20 protein-coding genes and 3 pseudogenes are annotated in these 26,997 nt (G+C 59.6%); 8 read left to right on the top strand and 15 right to left on the bottom strand.

Annotated elements, in window-relative coordinates; genetic code table 11:
- Nucleotides 1-8: 8 nt before the first annotated feature.
- The 4 genes from NKH33_RS22265 to NKH33_RS22250 all read right to left on the bottom strand — a co-directional run bounded on the left by NKH33_RS22265 (nucleotide 9) and on the right by NKH33_RS22250 (nucleotide 5,096).
- The gene (locus NKH33_RS22265; RefSeq protein ID WP_352921552.1) at nucleotides 9-1,265 is read right to left on the bottom strand and encodes a sarcosine oxidase subunit beta family protein; all 1,257 of its coding nucleotides are present in this window, start codon (nucleotides 1,263-1,265) and stop codon (nucleotides 9-11) included.
- A 313-nt stretch (nucleotides 1,266-1,578) separates the two neighbouring features.
- The gene (locus NKH33_RS22260; protein ID WP_352921503.1) at nucleotides 1,579-2,724 is read right to left on the bottom strand and encodes a M24 family metallopeptidase; all 1,146 of its coding nucleotides are present in this window, start codon (nucleotides 2,722-2,724) and stop codon (nucleotides 1,579-1,581) included.
- A gap of 279 nt (nucleotides 2,725-3,003) precedes the next feature.
- Nucleotides 3,004-4,176, bottom strand: coding sequence for a M20 aminoacylase family protein (locus NKH33_RS22255; RefSeq protein WP_352921501.1), 1,173 nt, complete (start codon nucleotides 4,174-4,176; stop codon nucleotides 3,004-3,006).
- Nucleotides 4,177-4,718: 542 nt separating this feature from the next.
- Nucleotides 4,719-5,096, bottom strand: a complete 378-nt coding sequence (locus tag NKH33_RS22250) for a hypothetical protein (RefSeq protein WP_352921499.1) — start codon at nucleotides 5,094-5,096, stop codon at nucleotides 4,719-4,721.
- A 167-nt stretch (nucleotides 5,097-5,263) separates the two neighbouring features.
- Here NKH33_RS22250 and NKH33_RS22245 point away from each other — a divergent pair.
- Together NKH33_RS22245 and NKH33_RS22240 are read left to right on the top strand one after the other, a co-directional pair.
- Nucleotides 5,264-5,790, top strand: a pseudogene (locus tag NKH33_RS22245) (transposase); the annotation flags it as partial.
- 158 nt (nucleotides 5,791-5,948) lie between these two features.
- Nucleotides 5,949-6,116, top strand: coding sequence for a hypothetical protein (locus tag NKH33_RS22240; RefSeq protein ID WP_352921497.1), 168 nt, complete (start codon nucleotides 5,949-5,951; stop codon nucleotides 6,114-6,116).
- Between the two features lie 52 nt (nucleotides 6,117-6,168).
- On the opposite strand, the gene NKH33_RS22235 is transcribed toward NKH33_RS22240, so the two are convergent.
- The 10 genes from NKH33_RS22235 to NKH33_RS22190 form a co-directional block, all read right to left on the bottom strand.
- On the bottom strand, nucleotides 6,169-6,423 hold the full coding sequence (locus NKH33_RS22235) for a hypothetical protein (protein ID WP_292333064.1): 255 nt from the start codon (nucleotides 6,421-6,423) through the stop codon (nucleotides 6,169-6,171).
- Nucleotides 6,424-6,663: 240 nt separating this feature from the next.
- Nucleotides 6,664-7,659: a Y-family DNA polymerase gene (locus NKH33_RS22230; protein ID WP_352921495.1), complete on the bottom strand. Its 996-nt coding sequence runs from the start codon at nucleotides 7,657-7,659 to the stop codon at nucleotides 6,664-6,666.
- Between the two features lie 1,007 nt (nucleotides 7,660-8,666).
- Nucleotides 8,667-10,844, bottom strand: a complete 2,178-nt coding sequence (locus tag NKH33_RS22225) for an ABC transporter ATP-binding protein (protein WP_352921493.1) — start codon at nucleotides 10,842-10,844, stop codon at nucleotides 8,667-8,669.
- Nucleotides 10,819-11,943 carry an ABC transporter permease gene (locus tag NKH33_RS22220; RefSeq protein ID WP_352921492.1) on the bottom strand — a complete coding sequence of 375 codons (1,125 nt, stop codon included), beginning with the start codon at nucleotides 11,941-11,943 and terminating at the stop codon, nucleotides 10,819-10,821. The genes NKH33_RS22225 and NKH33_RS22220 overlap by 26 nt, the downstream gene beginning before the upstream one ends.
- Nucleotides 11,944-11,952: 9 nt before the next feature.
- A complete protein-coding gene (locus NKH33_RS22215) occupies nucleotides 11,953-12,936 on the bottom strand; it encodes an ABC transporter permease (protein WP_352921491.1) in 984 nt (327 codons plus the stop codon).
- 14 nt (nucleotides 12,937-12,950) lie between these two features.
- Nucleotides 12,951-13,823, bottom strand: coding sequence for an IolE/MocC family protein (locus NKH33_RS22210; RefSeq protein ID WP_352921489.1), 873 nt, complete (start codon nucleotides 13,821-13,823; stop codon nucleotides 12,951-12,953).
- Nucleotides 13,820-14,842 (bottom strand): Gfo/Idh/MocA family protein, encoded by a 1,023-nt coding sequence (locus NKH33_RS22205; RefSeq protein WP_352921488.1) that lies wholly within the window; start codon nucleotides 14,840-14,842, stop codon nucleotides 13,820-13,822. Before NKH33_RS22205 ends, NKH33_RS22210 begins: the two co-directional genes overlap by 4 nt.
- Nucleotides 14,843-14,875: 33 nt before the next feature.
- Nucleotides 14,876-16,918 carry an ABC transporter substrate-binding protein gene (locus NKH33_RS22200; RefSeq protein WP_352921486.1) on the bottom strand — a complete coding sequence of 681 codons (2,043 nt, stop codon included), beginning with the start codon at nucleotides 16,916-16,918 and terminating at the stop codon, nucleotides 14,876-14,878.
- Between the two features lie 435 nt (nucleotides 16,919-17,353).
- On the bottom strand, nucleotides 17,354-17,740 hold the full coding sequence (locus NKH33_RS22195; RefSeq protein WP_352907445.1) for a cupin domain-containing protein: 387 nt from the start codon (nucleotides 17,738-17,740) through the stop codon (nucleotides 17,354-17,356).
- 143 nt (nucleotides 17,741-17,883) lie between these two features.
- Complete coding sequence (locus NKH33_RS22190; protein ID WP_352921484.1) at nucleotides 17,884-18,564, bottom strand: GntR family transcriptional regulator; 681 nt, start codon at nucleotides 18,562-18,564, stop codon at nucleotides 17,884-17,886.
- A 115-nt stretch (nucleotides 18,565-18,679) separates the two neighbouring features.
- Here NKH33_RS22190 and NKH33_RS22185 point away from each other — a divergent pair, with 115 nt between their 5' ends.
- The 4 genes and pseudogenes from NKH33_RS22185 to NKH33_RS22170 form a co-directional block, all read left to right on the top strand.
- Nucleotides 18,680-19,879: a Tm-1-like ATP-binding domain-containing protein gene (locus NKH33_RS22185; protein ID WP_352921482.1), complete on the top strand. Its 1,200-nt coding sequence runs from the start codon at nucleotides 18,680-18,682 to the stop codon at nucleotides 19,877-19,879.
- An 8-nt stretch (nucleotides 19,880-19,887) separates the two neighbouring features.
- A complete protein-coding gene (locus NKH33_RS22180; RefSeq protein ID WP_352921480.1) occupies nucleotides 19,888-20,718 on the top strand; it encodes a phosphoenolpyruvate hydrolase family protein in 831 nt (276 codons plus the stop codon).
- 101 nt (nucleotides 20,719-20,819) lie between these two features.
- Nucleotides 20,820-21,660 (top strand): annotated as a pseudogene (locus tag NKH33_RS22175) (ABC transporter transmembrane domain-containing protein); the annotation flags it as partial.
- Nucleotides 21,647-22,909: pseudogene (locus NKH33_RS22170) on the top strand (ABC transporter ATP-binding protein); the annotation flags it as partial. The pseudogenes NKH33_RS22175 and NKH33_RS22170, both read left to right, overlap by 14 nt.
- 381 nt (nucleotides 22,910-23,290) lie before the next feature.
- Here the strand turns inward: NKH33_RS22170 and NKH33_RS22165 are convergent.
- Complete coding sequence (locus NKH33_RS22165) at nucleotides 23,291-24,346, bottom strand: LacI family DNA-binding transcriptional regulator (RefSeq protein WP_352921478.1); 1,056 nt, start codon at nucleotides 24,344-24,346, stop codon at nucleotides 23,291-23,293.
- Between the two features lie 114 nt (nucleotides 24,347-24,460).
- On the opposite strand from NKH33_RS22165, the gene NKH33_RS22160 reads away from it, so the two are divergent.
- Nucleotides 24,461-25,624: a Gfo/Idh/MocA family protein gene (locus tag NKH33_RS22160; protein WP_352921476.1), complete on the top strand. Its 1,164-nt coding sequence runs from the start codon at nucleotides 24,461-24,463 to the stop codon at nucleotides 25,622-25,624.
- An 88-nt stretch (nucleotides 25,625-25,712) separates the two neighbouring features.
- Entirely contained in the window at nucleotides 25,713-26,954 is a 1,242-nt protein-coding gene (locus NKH33_RS22155; protein WP_352921474.1) for a substrate-binding domain-containing protein, read from the top strand.
- The last annotated feature ends 43 nt before the right edge of the window (nucleotides 26,955-26,997 follow it).

The following is a 26,997-nucleotide window of genomic DNA, read 5'->3' as shown; positions in this document are numbered from 1 at the left end:
CAGTCCTATTATTGCAGCCAGGCAAACGGGCCAAGGCCGGCTTCGTCGATGGTGCGTCCAGTGCGGAAGCGGTCGAGCCCGTAGGCGGCGATGAGCTGATGAGGTGCGCCTGTGGCGAGGGTGTGGGCGAAGCACCAACCCGAGGCGGGGGTGGCTTTGAAGCCGCCATAGCACCAGCCACCATTAAGGTAGAGCCCATCGATCGGCGTTGGACACATGATCGGGCTTGCGTCGGGCGTCATGTCCATTACCCCACCCCAATGGCGCAGAATCCGTAGGCGCGAGATACAGGGCATCAGGGCAACCGCCGCCTCGGCGACGTCGCGCACGATTCCAAGATTGCCGCGCTGGGCATATGAATTGTAGCCGTCAAGCGCGCCACCAAAGACAAGTCCGCCTTTGTCAGACTGACTGACATAAAAATGGTCTGCACCATAAGCAACGGTCTGATGGACAAGCGGCTTGATCGGCTCGGTCACGAAAGCCTGGAGAATATGGCTCTCGATCGGCAGTTCAAGACCGGCTTTGCGGCCTAGTATCGACGTGTGGCCCGCCACGGCAAGGCCAACCCTCCCCGCGCCGATTTGCCCTTTGGTCGTTTCAACGCCAACGATACGTTCGCCGTGACGAATGAAGCCTGTCACCTCGCAGTTCTGGATGATGTCGACGCCATGGGCATCGGCAGCACGTGCATATCCCCAGGCCACCGCATCGTGACGAGCAGTACCGGCGCGGCTCTGCCAGTGCGCGCCATAAATAGGAAAGCGGGCCGTCTCCGAATAATCGAGATAGGGCACCATTCGTCGGACCTCGTCGCGGTCAAGGGTTTCCGCGTCAATCCCGTTCAGGCGCATAACGTTGGCGCGATGGCTGAAAGAATCAAGTTGATCGGGCGAATGGGCGGCGACCAACTGGCCGCGCTGTGAGAACATCACGTTGTAGTTGAGCGTCCGCGACAGGTCCTCCCACAACTTCAACGAAAATTCGTAGAACTGGGTATTACCGTCGAGCAAATAGTTAGACCGGACGATCGTTGTATTCCGGCCAACGTTGCCGCCGCCAATATAACCCTTCTCTAGAACCGCTATATTGCGAATGCCATGGTTCTCGGCGAGATAGAACGCGGTCGCCAGCCCGTGTCCCCCGCCGCCCACGATGACCACATCATAGTTCGACTTCGGATTGGGCGCGCGCCAGGCGAGAGGCCAGTGCTTTTGGCCCGTGAGGCCGTTGCGCAGAATGGAGAGAACCGAATAGCCGTGCATGCCGGACCCGTTATCTTGACGAGCAGGGCGGAAAATTGCAGAGTTTTCAAGATTGCAGAGATTTCCGCGCCGCGCTTGAATAATGATATGCGCCAGTTGGCGTTGGGTACACCAACATAAAGTCTCGAAAGGTGCCATCGCGTTTCAAGATGGCCGAGACGCGGTCGAAACCAGATCGTTACCTCTATATCCGACCGAAGGGTTAACCTCGCAGACTGGCCTGATTCTTTGACGATCGTGTAGTCAAACCTGCCATGACGGGCCTAAGACACCGCTCCGCCGACTGGTCGAAATATCGGCCGTTTGATTTTCGTCAGATCTCGAAAATCTCTCTCGGCGTTTTCGTCAGAAAAACGGCCCCGGCCTCTTCGACGACAACGGAGTCTGAAAGAAAATGGTCATTCTGCCCATCGGTTACCCAGGTCAACAGATGGAAAGTCATGCATTCGCGGATTTCCATCGAGCTCGTCTCGTGCAGGCTCTGTACGCCAGGGCCGCCAGTCCAGGTGGGTGGGAAAGACAGACCGACCATGTATCCACAGTGTGGAGCTCTGGGGCTGACATTTGCAGGCTCAAGACATGCCTTCCAAGCGGAATAGACATCCCGAGCAATACATCCGGGCTTGAGAGCCGCCAAGGCGGCCAGATGCGCTTGATGGCTGACATCGCTTAATCGCTTTGCTGCTGCAGATGCGGATCCGATGTACCCATATCTGGCCATTGGCGCATGATAGCGATTTACACAGCCCGACAACTCCAGAAGAAGCGGAGCACCATTTTTGAGAGGCTGGTCGGTCCACGAAGTATGTGGCTCTGATATCCTGTCACCCGATCTGAGGAATGGTGGGAAGCCCGGGCATTGTCCTCCCGCTGCGATCATCGCACCATAGATCTTCGCAGCAACAGTGTTTTCGACCACCCCCTCACCGGCTGCACCGAGGCCGGTGGAAACCATGAGATCGGAAATTTGAGCAGCGCGCTTGATCTGCTCTATCTCGAAGGGCGATTTTACTTCTCGCAGGCTCTCGACTATACCCGATGCATCAATGAGATGCGCTTTGGGGAGATACGATTGCAGAGGGGCATCGATCTTAACCGTGGCGGCACTGTTTCGCTGAAGCCCAATGCGCGCTCCTTCCCCGGTTATTGAAACTATTTTAGCCGTTATCAATGCTGCAACGTCATCAGTGTCGGTGTATCCAGCGAATTCAATACCCGTAGTCTGCCGAGAAACCGTGGGCGCCTCGATATAGCGTGCGAATAGAATTGACCCCGCATCGGGCGATACCAGCAGAGCATGAAGGGCAAAATAACCTTCATAGTCAAGACCGGTGATGTAACAGATACTCTCCGGGCTGGTGAATACAGCAACGTCAATGTTGCGGCCCCGACAAGCCTGCTTGACCTCGCTTAGACGGCGTTCATGTTCAAGACTAGCTGACGTGACGGAGTGATTCATCCCGCGTTCCCCGATTTGAGTGGAATTATTCATAGTGTCCCCCTGGGGCGACCGGGTTTTGGTTCGTACAAACACGCTCATAGGCGGATAAAGGACCATCTATTTGCCCCGAATTCCATCACGGCTCACGCCTTTGCGCCAGCCTGGACGATTATGAGGAGGCATCGTGGAATCGGCCAAATGCAGTGTTGATATAGGCCCCATCTAGCATCGAGATCGGGCAGCAGGGCCATCAGTTTTCGGCTGAGCTGCCAAGCTTCGGCGCGGGATGTGGCCGCTTCAAGGCGCTAGCTTGGTCTCGACAAGTTTGATCCAGTAGGATGTCCCGTACAGGATGGCATCGTCGTTAAAGTCATAAGCCGGATGGTGCAAACCGGCACTATCACCGTTTCCACAAAGGATGTAGGCGCCTGGGCGAGCTTCGAGCATATAAGCGAAGTCTTCTGCTCCCATGACTGGTCGGTTTTCCGAAACGTTCGCATCGCCGGCTACCTGCCGAGCGACCCTCCGTGCGAATTCGGTCTGCTCGGCATGATTGAATGTGACCGGGCTTCCGCCCGTGAACGCCAACTCCAGTTTCGCACCGCTCATCTGGGACGCTGCGGCAACAATGTCGGCAAGGCGGGTTTTGATAAGCTGATGCACTTCAGAAGAGAGTGAGCGTATAGAACCCCGCAGGACCGCTGACTGAGGAATGACGCCTGGCATGGTGCCAGCGTGAAATTCGGTGATCGAGACCCCTGCCGCTTCAAGAGGATTAACGTTTCGAGCCACGATTTGCTGCAGCGCTGTAATCAGTTGCGCACCCACCAGGACAGGATCTATACAGTCTTGCGGCATGGACGCGTGTCCCCCGCGACCTTCGATGTTGATCTCCAAGGCGTCGTAAGCCGCCATCATGGGACCTGCCCGAATCCCAAATGTTCCTATCGCCATACCCGGCCAATTGTGCATCCCGAACACCTCGGATATGGAAAAGCGCTCCATGAGCCCATCCTTGACCATGGCAGCCGCGCCTGCTTCCTCTTCTTCAGCAGGTTGGAAAATCAGAACGGCCTTGCCCGCGAAATTTCGCGTTTCAGCGAGGTAGCGGGCCGCACCCAGTAACATCGCTGTGTGCCCGTCATGACCGCAGGCGTGCATCTTTCCCGGAACTGTGGAGGCATATGGGAGGCCGGTCGCTTCCAGAATGGGCAAGGCATCCATATCTGCCCTCAGTCCAATGGGCGACGGAGCGTCCAAACCGCTTGTCAATTGACCTTTGACCACGCCAACAACGCCCGTTCGCCCGATTCCTTCTACAATCTGATCGCAGCCGAACTCACGGAGACGGTCAGCAACAAAAGCCGCGGTCCGCTGAACATCGTAAAGGAGCTCGGGATGTTGATGGAGATCTCGCCGCCATCCAACGATATCCGGATGCAGATCCGCCACGCGATCGACAATGGGCATGTGACACCTCTCATGTCATACGGCCTGTAGGATGGCCAATCGACCCAGAAGGGTCTCCATCCATCCCGCTATTCCTGCTCAAATGAAGCGTCAAATTCTATATATAGATGGGTATGGTCTAGAATTCAGATCGTTCACTGTCGGAAGAGAGTAGGCGTTGGTTTCCTGCCCTCACTTTAGCGAGGATTGTCCGAATAAAGCGCCGTCTTCGGCGACGCCCGGATGACGACAGCGCTGTTCGACCGTCTCACCACCATTATTGCGAGACCATCGAGACGGTAGATTAACCACAGCGCTTCAAGAACCGCGCCTGGTCGCCCATAAAGCTGCCAAGCGCCATCCGCGCTCGCCCGGGGCAGCGCAACCCCGACCAGTTCCGCCCGGGCGAACGCTGATCACCGACGCCGATCAGGGGCCGTTTGATGTTTGATACACAGACGCATGAGGACAGGTCAGAACTGCGACTTTGACCCGCAAGCACCTGTGGCATGAAAAAGCCCGCTTTTCAGCGGGCTTTTTCACCCCCATGATGGCTGATCACCTCACCCAAAAGGCGCCGCCATCTCCATAACCGTCGCCATTTCCCTTTCCTCGAGACGCTCCCGCCTCGCGATGAAATATGCCGCGATGTATACCAGCTTCCCAATGGATTCCCGGTGATCGGCGGGCTGATACGCAATCACGTCGCGCCGCGCCGCGGCCTCGTCCAACGCGATCACGTCGCCAGCCCCAGGCCCCTTCTCAGTCTCTCGCAACGCTTTGGCCGCTCTTTGAGCTGCGACATGTCGTTCGGTTATGTCGGCCAGGGTGCCGAGCCGCGCCTCAGCATTAATCGCCGTGCGATTCTGCCGAGTGAAATGGTTGTCTCCGGGTAGGTCATTTGAAGATTTTCCTAGGCTCAGCATGGCTTCATTCCTCATGCGGGCACCCTCCGCCCCTGCCACCCCGGCCAAACTCGAGTTGATAAAAACGTTGATCAAGGACGAGAGCACGATAGGATACGAAGCCTAGCTGGCTGTTGAAAAAGGGCTCGCGACGGCCCCAGGTTTCGTGATTCACTCTGATCACGAAGAGGTGGGAGTGAATCATGCGGGGCGGAGACGGACAGACGGGCGAGTTGTTCAGCTACGTAGACCTTGAGGTGCGGGTGCGGCGCGATCATCCGTTGCGGACAATTCGGGCGATTGTGAACGAGGCGCTTTCGGCACTGGAGCGGGAGTTCGCGGCGCTGTACTCACGCCGATCGGGCGGCCGTCGATCCCACCGGAGAGGCTGCTGCGGGCGATGCCGTTGCAGGCGTTCTATTCGATCCGCTCGGAACGGCTTTTGATGGAGCGGCTGGAATACGATCTTCTGTTCCGCTGGTTCGTCGGCATCGGCGTCGATGCTGCTTGGGACCATTCGGTATTCTCGAAGAACCGCGACCGGCTGCTGGAGGGCGACATCGCGGCGAAGTTCCTGGCTGCCGTGCTGGCGCAGCCCAAGGTGAAGAAGCTTCTGTCCACGGACCACTTCTCGGTCGACGGCACGCTGATCGAGGCGTGGGCGTCGATGAAGAGCGTCAAGCCGAAGGACGGCTCGGGCGAACCGCCGGCAGATGGCGGCGGACGCAATGGACGCCGGCGGGCGAGGCCAAGGCTCTGCTTTCGCACGATCTTGACGGCCAGCTTCAATTCCATCGCGTCGACCGCCAGATGAATTCGAGCAAGAACAAAGGCGGCGACGAAATGATCACGCCGATCGACATGCGAACCGCGTATGGGATCTGATACATGAGCGACGATCCTTCATCAAAGCCGGTGACGGCGTCGCGCCCGATAGCGATCTACGAACACTATTGCGAGCATGCGGGATGCACGAAGTGGGGCGGCTGGGGCTTTCCGCGCGGGAAACAGACGATTTGGTCTTGCTGGGAACATCGCGAGGACGCGGAGAACTGAGGCCGGCTCAATTTGAGCGATAGGATCAACGGAAGCGTAGCGGTTTTCACCGCTAGGCCAGGCCGCCGACGAATCCGCTCAGCTCGTCGAGCCGCACCATCGAGAGCCGCACTCCGCCGTGACAGCCGCGCGCCCTGCAGACGGTTTCGCGCTCCAGCTCGTCGATGTAGAGAAATTCACGCTCCGGCGACGTGCAGACGATCGCCCGCGTGAGGTAGTGGACGTGGCCGCATTTTTTGCAGCGCGCTTCCAGCTTTTGATTGTCGGCGAGGTCGCCGACGCGAATGTTTCGCTTCCAGCTTTTCACCAGAAATCCTCTGCTGAAGGAATGCGCGTATAGCTGATCTTGCCGCCAACATGGCCGCCCGCCGGCGGCCGCCACTGGCCGAGGCTGACGACCGTGCCGGCATAGCGCGTATTCAGATTGTCGATCGCCTTGCTGGCGTTTTCCCAACGCCGTCGCTGGCAATCGTCATGAGCAGCAAATCGAGCTGGCGTTAATGTGATGGCGACAAGTCGTAGAGCGTGACGCCAATCCGAAAAATCATCAGGCCGCGCGGGTGGTCCTTCCGTACCTGGTCCCACAGTTCTGATCGTCGTTGACGACCGGCAAATGGCGCTTTCCCATCCAAGTCCCGTCTCGGATCGACAGCCAGAGCCACAAGCCCCCAGCATAGAAGTTTTCTCGCCTCAGCCGCCGCGCCGCCTTGATCAGCAGCAGGCGCGAGATTTCGCGCGCGCCCCGGATCGTCCGCGACTCCGGTGGCAACACGCGACGATGTCCGAACATGCCACGGCTCGAGGCGGGTGCTTGGACGTCATAACCGTGCAGCGCACCAAAGGCGCTCTCCGGTAACATTGCCCCAAAGCTTGCGCATATGCTTTGCCTGGACATTGTAAAGCTGTTCCGTCGGTGGATGCCGGCACGATAGAGCCGCTTTGCCATGTTGCCGCCGACACCTGGAATGTCTTCCATTGTGACGGCGAGCATCGCAGCCGGAAGGTCTTCCGGCCGCCAGATCGTTAGCCCGTCACCATATCGGCCGCCATCGCGCTTGCCAACCTTGCAGGCAATTTTCGCGAGCTGCCGGTTGGCCGCAAACCCGATCGTGCACGTGATCCATGGTCCGACATTTTCGGCAATCGTCGCTTTGATCTTCGACGCCTGGGCGAGCGGGTCAGATCGGCCCGCCTCGTCGAGGCGGCACGTCAGCTCATCGATCGACTTCGCCGTGTCGATCGGAATCACCGTTTCAATTTCCGATAAGAGCGCATTATGTGCCCGGCGATACAAATCCGGCTTTTGCGGAACTAGAACGAGCTCCGGGCAAAGCCGCTTCGCCTCGTTGATCGGCATGACATTCTTGACGCCATACGCTTTCGCTTCGCGGCTGCATGCGATCACGGCCGTTCTGTCCGTTCCCTCGAAGGGAATGACACCGACCGGCCGACTGCGCAGACGTTGGTCGCACTGCTGTTCGACAGACGCGAAAAAGCCATCGAAATCCAAATAGAGCCGTTCGATGGTTTCTGGCTTGCGCATGGTTGCTCCTGTCGTAATGAACAAAAGTAGAACACCCGCCGCCGGTTCCCCGTCAAGAGGAATTTGTTCTTATGCGCAATTTGTCTGGCGTGCTCCTGCAGCATCCATGAATCGCAGGCCGTGATCAGTCAGGCCGAGAGACGTGCGGCTCCCCGCCGTCAAAACGGGATGCTGGACCACCGCAAGCTTATGATCGAGCAAAATCCGGACACGGCGCCACGGCAAATCGAGTTCTTCGCCGCACGCGATTAACTCCATGTCAGCCAGGGCATTGCGCCGTTGATCATCCGTCATAGGCGGCGCTGCAGGCCAGTCTATCGATCTCATTTCGTTTTCCAGACCTGATTTTTCCCTTTCCTACCTGAGATATTCCGCGCCGGACAGCAGTAGTGGGGTGAAAATCCGACGCTTGCTGCCCGAAACAAATGCCGCTCTCGACCCCCTCGCCGACCCCCTGAACGGAGGTCAAAGGAAAGTCATGACCCGGAGACCTGGCCATACGCGCGGGAAATGACAGCTTTGCGCCCCGAATTCGGCCGTCGCATCCAGTTCAACAGGCGCTCGAAAACAGACATTGCTAACGTCGCACAAAGGTTCTGAATTGCCGCCTAGCCACCTTCGTCGCGGCACCGTCATGGGCCGAAACCGGATGTCGGGTTCGGTTGAGCGAAAGCGACATAGAGCCCGGCCGGAAACGCCGGAGCCCCTCAAACGCGGCAGCTAACGTACTTTTTGTTCCGACTGGTAGGCTCGCCTCGGGCAACGCAGCGCGCGGGCGGATACGACTTAAGAACTACCCCGGTCGGGCCTGCAATCAAAATGGCTGGCTACCACGCCCGGTTTCGAGAGTTTCTCATCCAGCTGCTTATCCGCGGTCGTAAGCGACGTTGAAGACGGTGGTAGTCTGTCCCGGTCGGTGTGGTATGCTGACTTTCTCACAATGCGGTGCACCTTTTCGATTCATAATGAAAAAGGGTCCGCCTCTTCGCCAGTTGGTCGAGGGCTTTTCATTCGAGTATCTCAATGGGGGATCCACTACGCTGGCCGCGTAATTCGAGGGTCTCGGCATAGTGACAAGCAGCCTTGCGACCGTCCTTCTGAAGCGCCAGAACAGGCACTTCGGTGACGCATCTTGTTTCGTCGGAATAGCGGCAGCGGGTATGGAACGGGCAGCCGCTGGGCGAGTTCGACGGATCGGGAATTTCGCCCATCAGTACGATCCGGTGTTCCTTCACATTGGCATCGGGGTCCGGCACAGGCACGGCGCTGAGCAGCGCTTCTGTGTAGGGATGCATCGGCCGCTCGAAAAGGCGGTCTGTCTCGCCGATCTCGATTACCCGCCCCAGATACATGACGGCGGTGCGATTGCAGATCTGCCGCACAACGCTAAGGTCATGAGCGATGAACAAATAGGTAAAGCCGAATTCCTTCTGAAGGTCGTCGAGCAGGTTGAGAATCTGCGCCTGCACGGATACATCGAGCGCCGATACCGCCTCGTCGCAGATGATGATGCGCGGCTCCAGGGCCAGGGCCCGGGCAATGCCGATGCGCTGGCGCTGGCCGCCGGAAAGGGCATGAGGATAGCGATGCCGATATTCTGCCCGCAGCCCGACCCGCTCCAGCAGCTCGCAGACCCGTGCCTCGAGCGCCGCTCCGGACAGGATCTTGTTGACCAGCAGCGGCTCAGCGATGATATTGCCCACGGAGGCGCGCGGATTGAGTGAAGAATAAGGGTCCTGAAAAATCATCCGAATTTCGCGGCGTGGCGCCTTGAGGTCCTGCGACTTGAGGTGAGCCAGATCGACCACGAATCCGTCGCGCCGGTGGAAATTCACCGCGCCGCCAGTCGGCTCGTAAATGCGGATGATACTCTTGCCCAGAGTCGTCTTGCCAGAGCCGCTTTCGCCCACAATGCCGAGCGTTTCGCCCTCGCGGATGTCGAGATTGATACCATCCACCGCCCGGACGGCGCCGACGGGACGGCGCAGCCACCCCTTGCCAATGCCGAAATGCATCTTGAGGTCTTTGACCTCGATGATCATCCCGCCAACCTGAACCGGATTAGGCGCTTTATCCGCTATCTGCCGCAGACTATCTATTTTGGCCGGCGGCCCAGTCAGCGGCACTCCGGCTCGTTCGGGAGCGTGGAGCCAGCATTTTACATCGGTGCCATTGGCAAGCGATACAGTCGGTGGCTCCTCGACGTCGCACAGGCCTCGGATGCACAATTGGCAACGAGGGTTGAAGCCGCATCCGAGTGGACGGTTGAGCGGATCGGGAACCGTACCCTGAATGGACTCCAGCCGCCCAAGCCCGCCATCCGGCCGTGGCGTGGAGCGCAGCAAGGCCTGAGAATAGGGATGTTGCGGGGAATGGAAGAAATCCCGCACGTTCGCGCGTTCGACCACCGCGCCAAGATACATCACCACTACCTCGTCGGCCATTTCCGCCACCACGCCCAAATCGTGGGTGATGAACATCATGCTCATGCCATAGTCGGCCCGCAGTTTACGCAGGAGATCGAGAATCTGTGCCTGGGTGGTAACGTCGAGGGCCGTAGTCGGCTCGTCGGCAATGAGGAATTGCGGACGGTTAATCAGGGCCATGGCGATCATTGCCCTCTGGCGCATGCCGCCGGAAAGCTGGAATGTATAAGAATCCAGCCGCGTTTCGGCACGTGGAATACCCACCCGTGCTAGCATGTCGGCGGCGCGACGGCGCGCCTCCTTATGGCTGACGTCGTGATGCAGGTGAATCGTCTCGGTAATCTGGTCGCCAATCGTGTGAATCGGCGACAGCGATGTCATCGGCTCCTGGAAGATGAGCGCCATGTCCTGACCACGCAGGCTGCGCATCCTCATGCCATTGGCCTCTTCCCGGGTCAGATCGACAATGCTGCCGTCGCCGGCCCGGAACCGTGCCTCGCCGGCGGTGATCCGGCCATTGTCCGGAAGCAAGCGTAAGAGGGCGCGGGCGGTGATGCTCTTGCCGCAACCGCTCTCGCCAACGATGCAGACGGTCGATCCGCGCCTGAGCTTCAGGCTGAAACCGTCCACGGCACTGACGATGCCGTCCTCGGTCTTGAGGTCGACGGCCAGATCGCGAACGTCGAGGATATAGTCCGGGTCTGCCTTGCCCGCCGCCGGGTGGGCGCTCAGGCTACCTTGAGTATGGATCTGCAGCATCGCGAATACCGTCTCCGAGGAAATTGAAAGCAAGGACTGCGACGATCACAGGAATTGCCGCCAACAGCAGCCAGGGCGTCATGGCGATCGCCTGCACGTTCTGCGATTGCTGCAGCAGCACGCCCCAGCTGATTGCCGGTGGCCGGAGGCCGAGGCCAAGAAAGCTCAGCGCGGTTTCGCTGAGGATCATTGCCGGCACTGCCAGTGTCGTGGCTGAGATAATGTGGCTGAGAAAGGACGGGACCATGTGCTTGAAGATGACGCGAGGCTCCGATGCCCCGTCGAGCCGAGCTGCCGTCACGAAATCCTCCGTGCGCATGGCCAGAAACCGTCCGCGCGTGACGCGGGCGAGGTCAGTCCAGCCGATCAGCGAAATGATGATGGTGACGGCGAAATAGACCTGCGTCGGCTCCCAGTCCGGCGGCACCGAGGCGGCGATGCCCATCCACAGGGGAATGGTCGGAATTGAGTTTAGGATGTCGATGATGCGCTGGATGGTCTCATCGACGAGGCCGCCATAGAGTCCGGATATGGCCCCCAACGTCACGCCCAGAAGTAGGCTGATGGTGACTCCCACCAGGCCGATGGTCATTGAGACGCGGGTGGCGAACACCATGCGGGAGAAGAAATCGCGTCCCTGCACGTCGGTGCCTGCGAGGTTGAGGGCACTGTTGCCGGCCTCATCGGTGGCCGTGATCAGATGAATATTGGTTGGGAAAAGGCCGAAGAGGTGGTACTGAAAGCCTTCCCCGAAAATTCGCACAGGGATACGGTTCTCGGGATCGGGAGTATAGACAAGCTGGAAAGTTTGCGGATCGCGCACGCGCTTCAGGCCCAGCACATGCGGTTCGAATCGGCCTTCGTTGAACAGGGCGATAGGTTGCGGCGGGATCAAGGAACGGGTCGCCGAGCCGGCCTCAGGATCGGCATAGGCGAAGAATCCTGCTCCGACCGAGATCACGTAGAGCAGCAATACAACAACGCCGCCAACTACCGCCAGGCGATGCCTGAGGAAGCGCCGCCACATCAGAGTCCATTGGCCGGCAGAATAAACGGATTCGGCGTGACTCTTGGCTCGGGAAGACACAATATCTGTCATATCGGGCTCCTATGTCATCCTTATCCGGGGATCGGTAATGGCGAGCAGCAGGTCGGAAAGCAGCGTGCCGATCACCGTGAGAACGCCGAGCAGCAGCACCACGGTGCCTGCAACAAACATGTCCTGACTGATCAGTGCCCGGTACAGCACCGGCCCCACCGTCGGCAGGCCCAAAACTAGCGAGACGATGATGGTGCCGGAGACCACATAGGGCAGTGTATGGCCGATCGTGCTGATGAAGGGATTGAGAGCTATCCTGACCGGATATTTCATGATGGCGCGCCACGGGCTCATGCCCTTGGAAAGCGCCGTCACCAGATAGGGCTTCTGCAATTCATCGAGGAGGTTGGCCCGCATGATGCGGATGATTGGGCCGCAGCTTGCCAGAGCCAGGATGCCGGCCGGCAGCGGCAGATGGCACAACATGTCCCACAGCCGCGCCCAGCTCCAGGGCGCATTGGCATATTCGGGCGAGAACAGGCCGCCAACGTTGAGGCCGAAATAGGCAAAGCCGATGTAGCTGATGACCAGAGCACTGAGGAAACTCGGCACTGCCAGCCCGATGAAGCCGATAACCGTGGCGGCATAATCGCCGATGGAATATTTTCGGACCGCTGAATAGATGCCGATCGGCAGCGCCAGCACCCAGGTCAACAGCAGAGCGGCGACGGAGAGGACGGCGGTGAGCAGCAGTCGCTCCCCGATAACCTCCGAGATTGGCTTACGCCATTCCATCGACATGCCGAAGTTGCCGGCGGCGACCTGGGTGATCCAGCGCAGATATTGCGTCCAGACCGGTTCGTCCAACCCGTAAAGGGCACGCAGGGCCGCCTCCTGCTCGGGCGTGATGTTTTGGCCAGCGGAGGCCAGGTCCATCACATAGCTGGTGACGTAATCCCCCGCTGGCAGCTGGATGATGATGAAGCTCAGCAGCGAGATGACGATGCAGGTCAGTATCGCCAACAGGAAGCGCCGGATGAGATATTTGACCATGGTGCTCTTCCCGCTCAGGCGACGCGCTGGTCAGCAGCGCGGATGAACCCCAGGTCGTCGCGGGCGACAGCCCAGCCGTCGAAACCGGCTGCCCTGGTGCCATGCGACGGATTGATGCAGATCACCTCGATCCGGCCGCTCTCGATGGCTGCCCGCACGATATCAGCAACCGGCCAGGAGGCGTCGGCCAGGCTGGAGGCATCGTTGAGGGTGCCATCGCTGCCGGCCCGGCCTCCCTTGAGGTGCAGCATTCCGAGCAGCGGCAGCAGCTTATCGAGCACGTCACGGGATGGCGGAGTACCCATCTGCCACATGTTCTGCACGTCCCAAGTATAGCTTACACGATGGCCAGGCTTCAGGGTTGCAAACAGGTCGCACACGTCCTCGGGAGAGGTAATGATGCAGTCATGGGCTTCGTTTTCCAGGACGACATCAAAGCCCGCAGCATTGATGCGGCCGATGATCTCGTCATAGGCAGCCGCCACCCATGGATATCGGGCGAGCACCCGGTTCATATTGTCCTCTCCGCCCTGCGGAAGGAACGTATCCTTGGCAACGATTGCCCTGATGAGCGCTGGCTTGAGGATTTCAGCGGCGGAAAGAACGCGGTCGAGTATTTCGGAATTGACCTGCCGCCAGCGCTCTCGTCCCAGGGCAAGGTCGTGGTCGCCGAGCGACGTTGACAGGCAATAGGTCTTGAGGCCACGTGCCGCGATTTCATCGGCGAGGCTGCGCACCTGCTCGTGAGACAGCTCTTCCAGGCGCTTGCCGAAGATGCCGTCCTTGAGGTCGCAGATTTCCAGCCCTTCCTGCACATGGCGATCAAGGGCGACAGCCAGGTCGCTGCCGGCCATGGAATTGAGCATGGTCAGACGTACGCGGCTCATGCCCGTCTGCTCATCGGTTCGGCGGAAATCAGCACAGGCTGGCCGGACGCAGCGGATTCGTCGGCGGCGAAGCACAGTGCCAGCGACGCCAGCGCATCCCCGCCGGAAACTGCTACGGGCCGATCGTTGACGATGGCATCCACGAAGGCATCGACGCAGCCCTTGGTGCCATCCTCGATGGTATTGCCCAGGGTCGGCAGATAGCGCCATTCATCTTCGCCATCGTGGGAATAGCGGTCGCCGATCACCATGCCCTTGGTGCCGATGATCCTGATCTGGTCGGGGACTTCTCCGGCCTTGGGCCAGCGCGCCACATAGGTGGCTCCCACCTGGGCGATGCAGCCGTCACTAAAGTCAATGGTGGAGACGACCGTTTTGTGCCGAGGAAAATTGAGATCGCCCAGATGATTGCCACTGGCATAGACGCGGGAGGCCTGCTGCCCGACGATGAAGCGCACCAGGTCCACTTCGTGGATGCCGGTGCCGGTCAGCACCGACCGGTCTGCTTCCCGGCTGGCATACCAGGGAGAGTGGGCGAAATGGTTGCGCTTGTCCCAGATCGAGTCCAGCCGCACGCTAACGATGTCACCGAAGTAGCCTTCGGCGACCAGTTGGCGCAGCATCTGGAAACGAGCCCGGAAACGCGCTTCGTGAGCGACCATCAACTGCTTGCCGCTCGCCTGACCTGTGGCGACGATCGCCTCGGCATCCACGCGGGAATTGGCGATCGGCTTGGTCAATAGCACGTGGTGGCCCGAGGCCATCACCTCTTCGACATGACCACGATGCATATGGTCGGGCGTGACGATGCTGACGACATCGGGACGTTCCTCCTTCAGCATCGTGGCGATGTCTGCATGGAACGCCGCCAGCTCAGGCAGTTCGCGCCTAAGCCTGTCGAGCTGCGCCGGATCTGGATCGCAGACCACGACCCGCTCGACCGCCGGATTTTGCAGGTAGTTTTTGGCATGGAGCCGGCCGAGGCCGAGCCCGATGACAGCGGCGGTGAGGCGCTTCATGGAATGCGATCCTTGTTGACGTTGGGCGCGGGACTATTTGAAAAACACTGACATCAGCCGGGACTGCGCGGACGTCTTTGCATCCGGGCCGTTGTACTGGCGGGCCGGCACGTTACCCATGGCGTTCTTCACGACACGTATCCCGCCATAAGCGGGCGATAGCCCGACCCCGCCAATACAGTAGACATTATCGACGAGAGCCGCCCAGATTTCCTTGCCAAGACGAATGCGGTCCTCATCCGAGGCGACTAGGGCCGCGGTGTACTTTGCAAGGATTTCCTTCATCACCGCATCGGGTTCGACACCCTGCTGCCCCTTGTTGACATACCAGGCGCCCCAGAGGGGACCAATAGGGGATCCTGCCGAGACAGGAATGATGTTCCAGGGAAAAGTGAACAGATGGTCGGAACCATCACCTGTGAAGGCGAAGATCTGCACGTCATTGTTGCGAGTCCTGGTGTTCACCATATTGCGTTCACCTTCGGTGACCCTGGCATTGATGCCGATGACCCGCCATTGGGTGCGAATGGCTTCCGACATCTCTCCGTAAGGCAGCAAGGCGCCGGCATATGATGCGATCTCGAAGGTCAGCCGGCCCTTGCCATCCGTGCGCAGGCGATATCCGGCGCCATCCCTTTTGGTGAGCCCCGCTTCGTCGAGCAGCGCATTTGCCTTCTCGACGTCTTTTGTCGCCCATAGTTTGCCGTATTTGGCGCCAGGATTGTATTTATTCGAGTCGGCGGCAACGATGCTGCGCGGTTGCCCGATGCCCAGAAAGAAGATTTCGTTGAGCTCGTCACGGTCGATGCCCAGCGACAGGGCGCGGCGCACGTTGACGTTCTGGAGCCACCTGGCAATTTCGGGATCGGCTTCGTAGCTCTGGTTGAGGCTGAGCATCAGGTCCGAACCGTGGTCACTGGGATCGAAGTAGACTTTGTAGTTCTGGGCCTGTTGGTTCTGCAGCAGCACCGGCAGCTTTCTGATGTCCACATGGCGTTCCTGCCAGTCATATTCGCCGGCGATCGCCCTCAGGTTCACCAGTTCCAAGTTCTCCGCCAGCCCGAAGGAAATCTTATCGATATAAGGCAACTGGTTGCCCGCGGTATCGACCCAGACGCTGTAGGGATTGCGCTCGAATTCCCACACAGCCTCATTGATTGGCCGGGTGACCTTCCAGGGGGTGACGACGGGAAGGTCGGGATTGAGCGCCCAGTCGGATTTTGCGTTGAAATACAATACCCAATTGTCGTACCCGGCGGCCGCCGCGTCGGCTGCGATCTTGTCGGCGTCGCCGTATTTGGGCAGGAAGACCTTGAGATAATGAGCGGGCGCGAACAGGCCCATGCCATAGTAGCCGGCGCTGGAGCTGCCACCGAGGTCGGTGTATCCGGCTAGAACCTCGACGATGAACGAATAGGGTTCGTCGAAGCTGAGCTTGACGGTGTAGTCGTCGACCTTCTCCACTCGACCGGGCTTGCCGTTGGGCGAAAGAACGTCGGACTCGCTCGGCACGATCTCGCGGTTCTGGTAGATATCCTCGAACCAGAACACGAAATCGTTGGCCGTAAATGGCTCGCCATCGCTCCAGCGCATGCCCTCGCGCAGGAACAGGAGGGTTTCCTTGCCGTCGACGCTGGTTTCCCAGCCACGGGCGATATTGGGCACGACGTTCTGGGCGGTATAGTCGAAGAACAGCACATTGTCCGGGCCACTAGCATTGCGCACGCCATTGGGGATGTCGCCCGGACCGGTGAAGGCACGCCGCCAAGTTCCGCCATAACGGCCGATCTCGTGGACGGGTTTGATGACCAGCGGATGCTTGCCGATGCGCTCGATCACCGGGGGCAAATCGCTGGCACTCACGCGAGCCGCCAAGTCCGGCGCCTCGGAAAATGACGTTGGCCAAGCCGCTTCGTCGGTAATGACCTCGGGGCCTTCGAGTTCGCCGATCAGGCTGCGCCCAATCCCCTCGTTCTGGCCCAAGGCCTGGGCGATATCGAGGCTGAGAAACGCCGCCCCCGCCCCGAGTTGCGCGGTTCCAACCAGAAACCGCCGCCGTGACATCTTGACCTGCATGATGATCTCCCCACCTTTAGACAGCCTGCCGACCAATTCGGCCCTTCGCTGTTTCTGAATTTCCTTCAAACGCGCCGGCTCCTGACGGGCTTTCAAGCCGTCGCGCCCCACTCCAGCGCACCATGTGTCGCGAAATCGCCTTAGCCGCGGTAGCGGCACAGGAAATGCCATTCTTTTCCAGCATCCTGGTGGCACGCTGCGCCGATGTGACGATCGATCGAGACGCGCCCCTCCTGTCCGTTGCCAACTCCCCGGACACGACCACCCTGTGATCGCGCGATGTCTAAACAGCGTTCAGCCGCTCACTCCCGCCTTGAATCTGCATTCATATGCGCAAAGAATATACAATATCCACAGGCGGTCAAGCTTTGGCGTCCGTCTTCACAGCGAATCACGCCTGTGGTAGCTGGAAGCGGCGCAGCCGCCGTCAGAAAATCAGGCTACACCGCCGCCGTCGCCTTCATGGTTGACGGCCTGCCGCTTGCCGGAGGAAAACATGATCAGCGCAAGGAGCGGCTCGGCACCGATCGCCCGCGCCCAATGCTTGATATTGCGCGGTATGCGAATGGTGTCCCCGGCCCTCAGGGTCACCGTCACGTTATCCAGCCGATGCTCGCAGACGCCAGACAGGACATGCAGGAATTCCTCGCAATTGGGGTGGGAGTGCAGCTGATTGCGCTCTCCCGGCTTAATATAGCAGGTACCCAAGGTCATCTCGGCTCCTGCCATGACGCTGTCGGTGACCTTCCAGTTCAGCTCCCCCCAGCCTGTCTCCATCCGCTCGCCTTCACTGGCTCGCGCCACAAAACTCTCGGCGTCCATTCTTCGCCTTCTCCCTCGGGGCCTGTTTGGCGCCGTCAATCTACCCGCGCCACAGTGGAAACCGAACTCGCGGCGCAGTCACGAGAGTGGTCGAGATGCCACTGGACTTGAGCCTGCGTGGCCGCAAGTCCGATGGAAACAGTTCAGCCCCCTTCCTTTTGTAGGCTCACGCTCTCCTCGCCGAAACGCGCCAGCACAGCCTGTTGAACGTCCGAAATATGCGTGTGCATCAGCGCGACAGCGCCGCGCGTATCGCGCCGCCGGAAGGCTGCCAAAATGTCGTCGCGTTCGCGCGCAGCCTGTTCGGCAAAGGCATGACTCTCGTTGGCGATGACACGCCCGATCTGGATCTGCAAAGCCAGGCGGCTAAGTGTTTCGATCAACGCAGCGTTGTCGGAAAGCGCGGCAATCATCTCGTGGAACTCTCGGTCGTATTTGCCATAATCCTGCATGTCCCCACGTCGCAATGCATCGACGGCGCTGCCTAAGATGCGCTCGAAGGCAGCGATGTGGTGGTTGCTCATATGCGGCACGGCTAGTTCCACCGCGAAACATTCGAGGACCTTGCGCAATTCATAGAGCCCGTCGATTTCCTTGCGCGAGAAGCTGCGCACGAAGAAACCGCGATACGGCCTAATCTCGATCAGCCCCTCCTTGCTGAGGGTCCCCAGCGCCTCCCGGAACGGCGTGCGACTAACCTGCAGCTTCTCGGTCAGCGCCTTTTCATCTAGCGGCGCGCCCGATGGCAATTCGCCTGACACGATCATCCGGACGATCTCCTCGTAGATGCGCTCGCGCAGGGTGAGATGGCGTGGTGCGTTCATTTGCAATTCCTAATTTCCTCCACTATATACAATCTGCTAAGGAATATGCAATATGTAACAAGCGGTTTTTCTATGACAACGAGATAATGGCGCGTGTCGAGTGAGAGAGGGAGATATGGCGAAGGTCTATGTGGTGGGAACGATGGACACAAAGGCCCTGGAATTGCGCTATGCCGCCGAACAGGTACGAAACGCTGGAGGAGAACCAGTACTGGTCGATGTCGGTACGCAGGGGGTAGGAGAAGACGCGGGTGTCGCCGCCTCGGTCGTTGCTGCCCATCATCCCGATGGCAAGGAAGCGCTGGAGGGGCTCGTCGATCGAGGCGTGGCAGTTTCCGCCATGGCCAAGGCCCTGACGCGTTTTCTCGCCAGCCGAACCGATATCGGCGCGGTACTGGGCCTAGGCGGCACCGGCAATACGGCCCTCGTCACCGAGGCCATGCGCACCCTGCCGGTCGGTGTGCCCAAGGTGATGGTTTCGACCGTCGCCTCCGGCAATACTGCGCCCTATGTCGGGCCCACCGACCTCACGATGATGTATTCGGTGGTCGATATAGCCGGCCTCAACGCTATATCGCGCAAGGTCATCGGCAATGCCGCCCACGCCGCTGCCGGCATGGCGCTTAATGCCGTGCCGGTCTCGCAGGCTGATAAACCGGGCCTCGGCATGAGCATGTTTGGCGTCACCACCTCCTGCGTGACCATGGTGCGCCAACAGATGGAAAAGACCCATGAGGTCTATATCTTCCACGCCACTGGCATGGGCGGACAATCGATGGAAAAGCTCGCCGATTCAGGCTTGGTCGCAGGCCTCATCGATGTCACCACCACCGAAGTGCCCGACCTGCTGATTGGCGGCGTCTTTCCAGCGACCGAGGATCGCTTTGGGGCAGTCATTCGCACGAAGCTGCCCTATGTCGGCTCTGTCGGCGCCGTGGACATGGTGAATTTCGGCGCGATGGACAGCGTGCCACGGCAATTCTGCAACCGGCGCCTACATGTGCACAATGCCCAAGTGACGCTGATGCGCACGACTCCCGAGGAGAACCGCCGGATCGGCGAATTCATCGTCTCTCGGCTCAATCGCATGCAGGGCCCGGTCCGCTTCCTGCTGCCGTTGCGCGGCGTGTCGGCCATTGATGCCCCCGGCCAGCCCTTCCACGATGCCGAGGCCGATGCCGCGCTGTTCGATACGATGCGATCCGGCTGGCAGGCGGCACCCAACCGCGAGCTCATCGAACTCGACCTCCACCTCAACGAGCCTGCATTCGCCGAGCAACTCATCCTCAATTTCCGCGATATCGCCCAGCTTTAGGACCCGCCATGAGTTCACTTTGCCGCGCCGACATCCTCGCCAGGCTTAGAGCCAAAATCGCTGCCGGCACGCCCATTATCGGCGGGGGCGCCGGCACCGGCATATCGGCCAAGGCCGAGGAGGCTGGGGGCGTCGACCTAATTGTCATTTACAATTCCGGCCGCTACCGCATGGCCGGCCGTGGTTCGCTCGCCGGGCTCATGGCTTATGGCAATGCAAACGACATCGTTGTTGAGATGGCGCGCGAGGTGCTGCCGGTGGTCAAGCACACGCCGGTTCTGGCCGGCGTCAACGGCACGGACCCTTTCATGCTCCCCGACCTGTTCCTAGACCAGTTGAAGGCGATGGGTTTCGCCGGTGTACAGAACTTCCCAACCGTCGGGCTCATCGACGGCACCTTTCGCGCCAACCTCGAAGAGACCGGCATGAGTTATGCGCTGGAGATCGAGATGATCGCCCGCGCAGCAAAAAAGGACATGCTGACGACGCCCTATGTGTTCTCCAGCCAGGATGCGGCGGCGATGGCCAGGGCCGGCGCCAACATCATCGTCTGCCATCTGGGCCTGACCACCGGCGGCTCGATTGGTGCCGAAACCATGTTGACCCTCGACGATTGCATCGCCCATATCGACGAATGGTCAGCCGCTGCTCTGGCGGTGCGTGACGACATCATCGTGCTGTGCCACGGCGGTCCGATCTCCATGCCAGAGGATGCGGCCTACGTCCTGTCCCGGACACGCACCTGCCACGGCTTTTACGGCGCCAGCTCGATGGAACGCCTGCCCACGGAGAAAGCCATTCGGCAGCAGGCTGAGGCGTTTGGCACAATCCGCCGCTAGGCCCTGCTGCAGATGGTGGCCAGGATTAGCATGTCGGGCGCCTTTGATGGTGAGTCGTCGCTTGCCTCAGAAGGCGCAAAATTCAGCCTGGAATACACCCCGTGAGCAGTGATGTTATTGGCAGCGCGACGAAGCCTCTGAATTCGTTCACGCCTGTGGAAGCGGCCGGCTGGGGCCGGGGCTTGAGCACGCTGCTACGCGTTACGCGTATGAATTTGCGGCGCCCGTGGCAGGTCGCCTTCGCCATCGGCTCGACACTCATAGCGGTAATCCTCCAGCTGCTCATTCCCCAGCTTCTTGGCCGGGCCGTCGACCAGAGTCAGACGGCCATCGGGGGCAGTGTCAGCGGGGCCGCGGGGGAACAAGCGCTCTGGATTTCGGCTCTCCTCCTGCTCGCCGTCAGCGCGCTGCGCGGCCCTTTTCACGATGGCGCAGAACTATTTTGCCGAAGCGGTCGGGCATCACGTCGCGTACGAACTGCGGCTCGCTTGTTACGAGAAGATCCAGCGTCTCAGTTTTTCCTTTCACGACGGGGTGCGTTCAGGCGATCTGATCACCATCGGCATGCTCGATCTCGAGGGCGTGCGGATGTATTTTTCCACCGCCCTGGTTCGCGCGCTCCTGCTCACCATGCTGATCGGAATCGGCGCCTACATGATGATCTCCACCGACCCGGTGCTCGGCCTCGTAGCGCTGAGCTTCGTGCCTTTCGTCGCCTGGCGCTCGTCGATCACATAGCTTAGGCTGCGCGCCACCTGGCTCGACCTGCAGGAGAGGCTTTCGGTCCTAAGCCGCGTGATCGAGGAAAATCTCGCAGGCATCCGCGTCGTCCGCGCTTTTGCGGCGCAGGCTTATGAAATGCTGAAGTTTGACCGCGCCTCGAAGAGCGCGCTCGGCCTCGCCCACGACCGCGTCGACATGTACGTGCATCGTCTGGCTGCCGCGTGCCCGCGACGCCTTCATGGCAGCACACGAGACCAATTCCGTCGTCAACGGCGCCCTGGCCGAAGCCATTCACGGCGTGCGCACCGTCCAGTCCATGGACCGCCAGCAGGTGAATTTCATTCTTTTTGACGACAAGGCCCATGCCAACCTCAGGACCCACCTGATCGCTGCCAAATATGCACTGGTCATGGTGCCTATCGTCGATGGCCTCACCGGACTCGCCATGGCCGCCGTTATTGTGGTCGGCGGCTCGATGGTCATGAATGGCCGCATAGATGTGGGGGTTTTGGTAGCCTACCTGTTTTACATCCAGCGCTTCTTTGACCCGATCCGCTCACTCACCCTGCAATATTCGGTCATGCAGCGCGCCATGGCCTCAGGCAAGCGCCTGACCGATGTGCTCGACGTCAAGATCGATGTTCAGGACAAACCCAATGCCGAGGTGCTTTCGCCCGAAATGGACGGCTCGGTCGAGTTCAGGGACGTCACCTTCGGCTACAATCCGAACCGTTCGGTGCTGAAAAATGTCTCCTTCCGGGTCAATCCCGGCGAGACGGTCGCACTGGTCGGGCCGAGCGGTTCTGGCAAATCGAGCGCGATGGCCCTGGTCCACCGCTTCTATGATGTTCAGCAGGGCCAAGTGCTGGTCGGCGGACATGATGTGCGCGATCTCACCCAGGAATCGCTCGGCCGCCAGGTCGCCATGGTGCTGCAGGAGCCGTTCCTGTTCACCGGGACGGTCTTCGAGAACATTCGATACCACAAGACGGAAGCCACGCGCGACAAGGTGATCGAGGCCGCCAAGGCGGTCGGCGCCCACGACTTCATAATGAGCCTCGCCGACGGGTATGAGACCCAACTTGGCGAACGCGGCGACAACCTATCTCTCGGCCAGCGCCAGCTTATCAGTTTCGCCCGCGCCCTCGTCGCCGACGCCAAGATCCTCGTGCTCGACGAAGCTACCGCCAACATCGACAGCTACACGGAAATGCAGATTCAGAAGGCTCTGATAAAGCTGCTTGAAGGCCGCACTGGCCTCGTGATCGCCCACCGTCTTGCCACGACCCGGGGTGCCGACCGCATCATCGTGCTTCAGAATGGCCAAGTCATTGCGACTGGCAACCACGACCAGCTAATAGCCCTGGGGGGCCTCTATTCCAAGCTCTACAACCTCAACTACGCCTCGTTCGACGATATCCCCGAGGAGGAACTCGATGCCTCCGCACAAGCCGGCTCCCAGACTTGACGTGTGGTCGGCATATCTATGGGTGCTGTCCGTGATGACGCGTTTTAGGCGGGCTGACAGACGCTGAGGCCGTCGTCGACGACGAGGCAGGCAGAACTCGTCGGATATCATCAACACGGCCGCGAGCGCGCTTCCCTCCGGCGATGCAATGCGGCCGCTGTAGGGCACCGAGTTAATTGCCATTGCGGCGCGATTAGCATTACCTCATGGCCTTGCGTCAGCAAGAGGCGCGTCATCGGAGTCGTTGGCGCTGGTTCACACTGCTACGCAATATGCTGCCGACATTGAGACATTGATTTACCTGCTGGTGGAACTGGCTGCCGTTCCCGATATTGACGTTCGACCGCCGCCCGCAGTGACCAAGCTGCTCCGCGCGTGCAATCAGCCAAATTTGCGACGGACCCGCGCACGTGGCGTCGTCAAGGACTGGCCAAAATCGACTTTGCACGGGAGGAGCCAGTCGCGGCTTGCTGTGGCATTATTCTCTATCTTCTGAAAAATGGTGTCCATAATTGTCACAGCTGCGTTGTCGATCGGCAGTTGCACAACGCCTATGGCGGGCTCCATAGCACGCATCCAGGCCGCCGGTTTGAAGGAGAAGAGCGACAGATCATCGGGAACGTGCCATTCGAGACGGCGCGCGACATTCAGGCATAACGTGATCGCCAGCTCGCAAAACGACAGTACAAGGGTTGGTCGCTCGGCCGATCCAAAAATCTCTGCCAGCGCTTCCGCGAGCTTTTCACGCCGGAAGGGCGACGGAAGCACCTGAATATCAGCGCCAGGCACAGCGGCTTTCAGCTGCTCGACCAAGTAGGATGCGAGGCGCATTTGGCTTTGGCTCTTCTGATCCTGCACGGGCACAAGGATCCGTTTGTGACCAAGCCTGGCAGTCTGGGCTACGATGTCACGAATGGCCGCATGATAGTCGAAGGCAATCGTTTCCGTGCCATTTCCGCCCGTGACGTTGTCTATGAAGACAGCGGCCATCTCGCTTTCGTTGAGCGCGCGAGCGCTGGGCCCGTTCTCGTTTTTGACAGGCACGAGAATAACCCCGCTCACGCGCCAGTCTTCCATACGGCCGACTAGCTCCAGTTCGCGCTTCTCCGAATTCCTACTGGAGGTTGCGGCAAGTGCGTATCCGCGCCTCTCCGCCTCCCGCTCGAGCGCGCCAATCAGGGACGCGTAGTAGGGATCGTCATAAGAGGGGACGATGATACCGATCAGATTCCGGCGGCCACGGCGCAGGTCGGCGGCGAGCGGATTAATGCGATAGCCGAGCGCTTCGATTGCATTCTGGACACTTTTCACGTTCTCTGGGCGCACGGTTTTGTCGCCATGCATCACCTTGGAAACCGTTGCGATCGAGACGCCAGCATAGGCCGCAACGTTGTGGATGGATGGCCGGACGCCAGATGAATTCTTTGCAGCGGGCATCGAGGCCCTCCTCCCGTTGGACAGAATGACCTTATGCAAAAAAAATTCCCGAAAGCCATAATTAAACCTTTTATTTCTGAAATAAACGTTTAACCGTCTTCCTTGGTGATATGCATGTCGAGAGAGGACGATATGAAGGAGACGGCGCTAAGGCTTCGAGTGGCATTGGTTGGCGTTGGCTTTGGAGCAGAGTTCGCGCCGGTTTACCGCGACCATCCCGATGTGGAATGGGTGGGTATCTGCGACTCGAATGCCGAAAAGCTCACAGCCGCCTGCTCACGATTCGGAATCGAAAGACGCTATGCGAGCCTGGAAGAGATTCTGGCTGATGACGAGGTCGATGCCGTTCATCTGGTGACGCCGATCCCGCTGCACGCTCAGCAGACCGTTGCGGTCCTCAATGCCGGTAAGCATTGTGCATGTACCGTCCCGATGGCGACGAGCTTCGAGGACATCGAGGCGATAATCCGCGCCCAGCGGGAGTCCGGCAAGAATTACATGATGATGGAAACCGCCGTTTTCACGCGCGAGTTCCTGATGGTCCAAGACCGCTTCGACAAGGGTGAGTTTGGCGAGATTTCCTTCGCGCGCGGCGGTCATATGCAGGATATGGAAGGATGGCCGGACTATTGGTATGGCCTTCCGCCGCACCACTACATGACGCACGCGATCTCGCCGGTGCTGCGACTTCTCAACAGGCGCGTTAGGAAGGTTCACTGCTTCGGTTCCGGCCGTCTGCCGGAAGAGCGGCGGCAGAGATATGGCAATCCGTTTCCGGTCGAGACGGCGATTTTCCGTTTGGAAGACAGCGACGTCGCCGTCGAAGTGACGCGCTCGCTCTTCCAGACCGTGCGGCCCTATTCGGAATCGTTTGCGATTTACGGCGAAAAGCTCGGCTTCGAATGGCAGCAGATCGAAGAGGAAGATCCCTTGATCTTTTCGATCCCGCAGCCGGGCTCGGGCAGAGGCCGCAAAATCCTTCACCAGGCGGTGGAGGCGCCCGATCGGCAAGACTTGCTTCCGGAAGAAATTTCGCAGTTTACCCGCAAGGCCGTGTTTTCGGACGGCAAACACCTTTCGTTCGTCCAAGGCGGCGGTCACAGCGGCTCGCATCCCCATCTGGTGCACGAATTCGTGCGCAGCATGGTCGAGAATAGGCCTTCGTCGATCGACGCCCTGACCGCCGCGGCTTGGACGGCGCCGGGGATCGCCGCGCACATGTCAGCCATGAAGGACGGTGAGACCGTTTTCGTACCGGAGTTTAGCGACGTCGCCTGAGAAGGACTGAGGAGAGATCCGTCGATTGACGGGAGGATGCCGCGAGGTGCGGTGAAATGATTGTCGTTCCAAATAACGGGAGGAAAGCATGCGTTCCATGAATCGAAGAAACTTCTTGAAGACGTCAGCCGTGGCGGGTGTCGCGATCGGACTTTCATCGCCCTATGTGCGCGCGCAGTCCGCAACGACGATCAACATGATGGGCTGGAGCAGCCCGAAGTTGAAAGAGATTTTCAAGCGCGCCGGCAAAGAGGCAGGCGTCGCCATCAACTACGATGTCATGCCCACCAAGTGGAATGACGTGATGCAGAAAATCACTCTTTGGGGACAGACCGGGTATTCCGGTATCGACTTGATGATGGCTGATGACCTAATCAGCGGTCTCTGGGGAATGAACGGCTGGGCCGAAGATCTCAGCGGAACGGATGCCTGGACGAAGAACAGCGGCGACACCGTCGATAATGTGACTGTACTCAACAATGCCGTCGGCGGCGTATACCGTAGTTTTTTCATGGTGGGCCTCGAGCCATTCTTCTTCAACAAGTCGATGGTAGCCAAGGCGCCCACGACCTGGGAGGAAATGGTGGCGGCTGCCAAGAGCGCCACGAAGGACCGGGTGTGCGGCTGGCGGCCGCTGGGCGGTGAGGGGCACGCATTCAACACCGTACTCTTGACGCTCAACCAGGCGGGTGCCGATTTAGCAACGCTAGGCGATCCGGCGACGTTGTCGGCGCTTCAATTCATGTATGACTGGGTCCACACGGACAAGATCACCCCCCCATCGACGGTCAGCGAGGATTCATCCGCAGTCGACGCGCTTGCCGCTGCTGGCAAGGCGGCGATGTGGTGGTCCTATGAAGATAGCTACAACACCATCGTGGGCCTGGACAACACTGTGGTCACCAAGGATAATCTGGGCGTCGCACGCTGGCCGAAAGGGCCATCGTCAGATGTCGGCCTGGTACACGGTTGGGGCTTCCTGCTATCGAAGTTCTCCCAGAAGAAGGACGCAGCCAAAGAGCTTCTTACCTGGCTGTCGAGCAAGGACATCATCCGTGAAATCGCCATCGCAACGAGCGTGGCTCCGCCCTACAAATCGCTGTTCGACGATCCGCAGCTGGTAAAGACACTGCCAATTCTCACGGCCGGCCCGGGATGGGCTGACATGATTCGCGGAGCGAAGTTCCGCGAGCCAATCGTCAGCAACCCGGCGGTCACGCAGCTGTGGTCGATGTTCGATCATCTGGGCAGCTACGTCCTCTCGGGTGAGAAGTCTCCAGAGGATGCACAGGCGTGGGCCGTCGAGGAATACAAGAGTATTCGCGGCTAGACAGCCCGCCGCTGGCGTCCCGGAGCTCCCGGCGCCCCGGCGT

The sequence above is a fragment of the Mesorhizobium sp. M1182 genome, from assembly GCF_040318335.1.
GTDB lineage: Bacteria > Pseudomonadota > Alphaproteobacteria > Rhizobiales > Rhizobiaceae > Mesorhizobium.
Note: the sequence above shows the minus strand (reverse complement) of the source record. Positions and strands in the feature narration are given on the sequence as shown.

What these genes read in the sequence shown, in the direction of transcription:
- NKH33_RS22185 (WP_352921482.1), top strand. Translation starts at nt 18,680, where the DNA reads ATGGCGAAGGTCTATGTGGTGGGAACGATGGACACAAAGGCCCTGGAA.
- NKH33_RS22205 (WP_352921488.1), bottom strand. Translation starts at nt 14,842, where the DNA reads ATGAAGCGCCTCACCGCCGCTGTCATCGGGCTCGGCCTCGGCCGGCTC.
- NKH33_RS22160 (WP_352921476.1), top strand. Translation starts at nt 24,461, where the DNA reads ATGTCGAGAGAGGACGATATGAAGGAGACGGCGCTAAGGCTTCGAGTG.
- NKH33_RS22155 (WP_352921474.1), top strand. Translation starts at nt 25,713, where the DNA reads ATGCGTTCCATGAATCGAAGAAACTTCTTGAAGACGTCAGCCGTGGCG.
- NKH33_RS22250 (WP_352921499.1), bottom strand. Translation starts at nt 5,096, where the DNA reads ATGAGGAATGAAGCCATGCTGAGCCTAGGAAAATCTTCAAATGACCTA.
- NKH33_RS22215 (WP_352921491.1), bottom strand. Translation starts at nt 12,936, where the DNA reads ATGGTCAAATATCTCATCCGGCGCTTCCTGTTGGCGATACTGACCTGC.
- NKH33_RS22165 (WP_352921478.1), bottom strand. Translation starts at nt 24,346, where the DNA reads ATGCCCGCTGCAAAGAATTCATCTGGCGTCCGGCCATCCATCCACAAC.
- NKH33_RS22225 (WP_352921493.1), bottom strand. Translation starts at nt 10,844, where the DNA reads ATGCTGCAGATCCATACTCAAGGTAGCCTGAGCGCCCACCCGGCGGCG.
- NKH33_RS22210 (WP_352921489.1), bottom strand. Translation starts at nt 13,823, where the DNA reads ATGAGCCGCGTACGTCTGACCATGCTCAATTCCATGGCCGGCAGCGAC.
- NKH33_RS22265 (WP_352921552.1), bottom strand. Translation starts at nt 1,265, where the DNA reads ATGCACGGCTATTCGGTTCTCTCCATTCTGCGCAACGGCCTCACGGGC.
- NKH33_RS22240 (WP_352921497.1), top strand. Translation starts at nt 5,949, where the DNA reads ATGAGCGACGATCCTTCATCAAAGCCGGTGACGGCGTCGCGCCCGATA.
- NKH33_RS22220 (WP_352921492.1), bottom strand. Translation starts at nt 11,943, where the DNA reads ATGACAGATATTGTGTCTTCCCGAGCCAAGAGTCACGCCGAATCCGTT.
- NKH33_RS22255 (WP_352921501.1), bottom strand. Translation starts at nt 4,176, where the DNA reads ATGCCCATTGTCGATCGCGTGGCGGATCTGCATCCGGATATCGTTGGA.
- NKH33_RS22200 (WP_352921486.1), bottom strand. Translation starts at nt 16,918, where the DNA reads ATGCAGGTCAAGATGTCACGGCGGCGGTTTCTGGTTGGAACCGCGCAA.
- NKH33_RS22230 (WP_352921495.1), bottom strand. Translation starts at nt 7,659, where the DNA reads ATGCGCAAGCCAGAAACCATCGAACGGCTCTATTTGGATTTCGATGGC.
- NKH33_RS22180 (WP_352921480.1), top strand. Translation starts at nt 19,888, where the DNA reads ATGAGTTCACTTTGCCGCGCCGACATCCTCGCCAGGCTTAGAGCCAAA.
- NKH33_RS22190 (WP_352921484.1), bottom strand. Translation starts at nt 18,564, where the DNA reads ATGAACGCACCACGCCATCTCACCCTGCGCGAGCGCATCTACGAGGAG.
- NKH33_RS22260 (WP_352921503.1), bottom strand. Translation starts at nt 2,724, where the DNA reads ATGAATCACTCCGTCACGTCAGCTAGTCTTGAACATGAACGCCGTCTA.
- NKH33_RS22195 (WP_352907445.1), bottom strand. Translation starts at nt 17,740, where the DNA reads ATGGACGCCGAGAGTTTTGTGGCGCGAGCCAGTGAAGGCGAGCGGATG.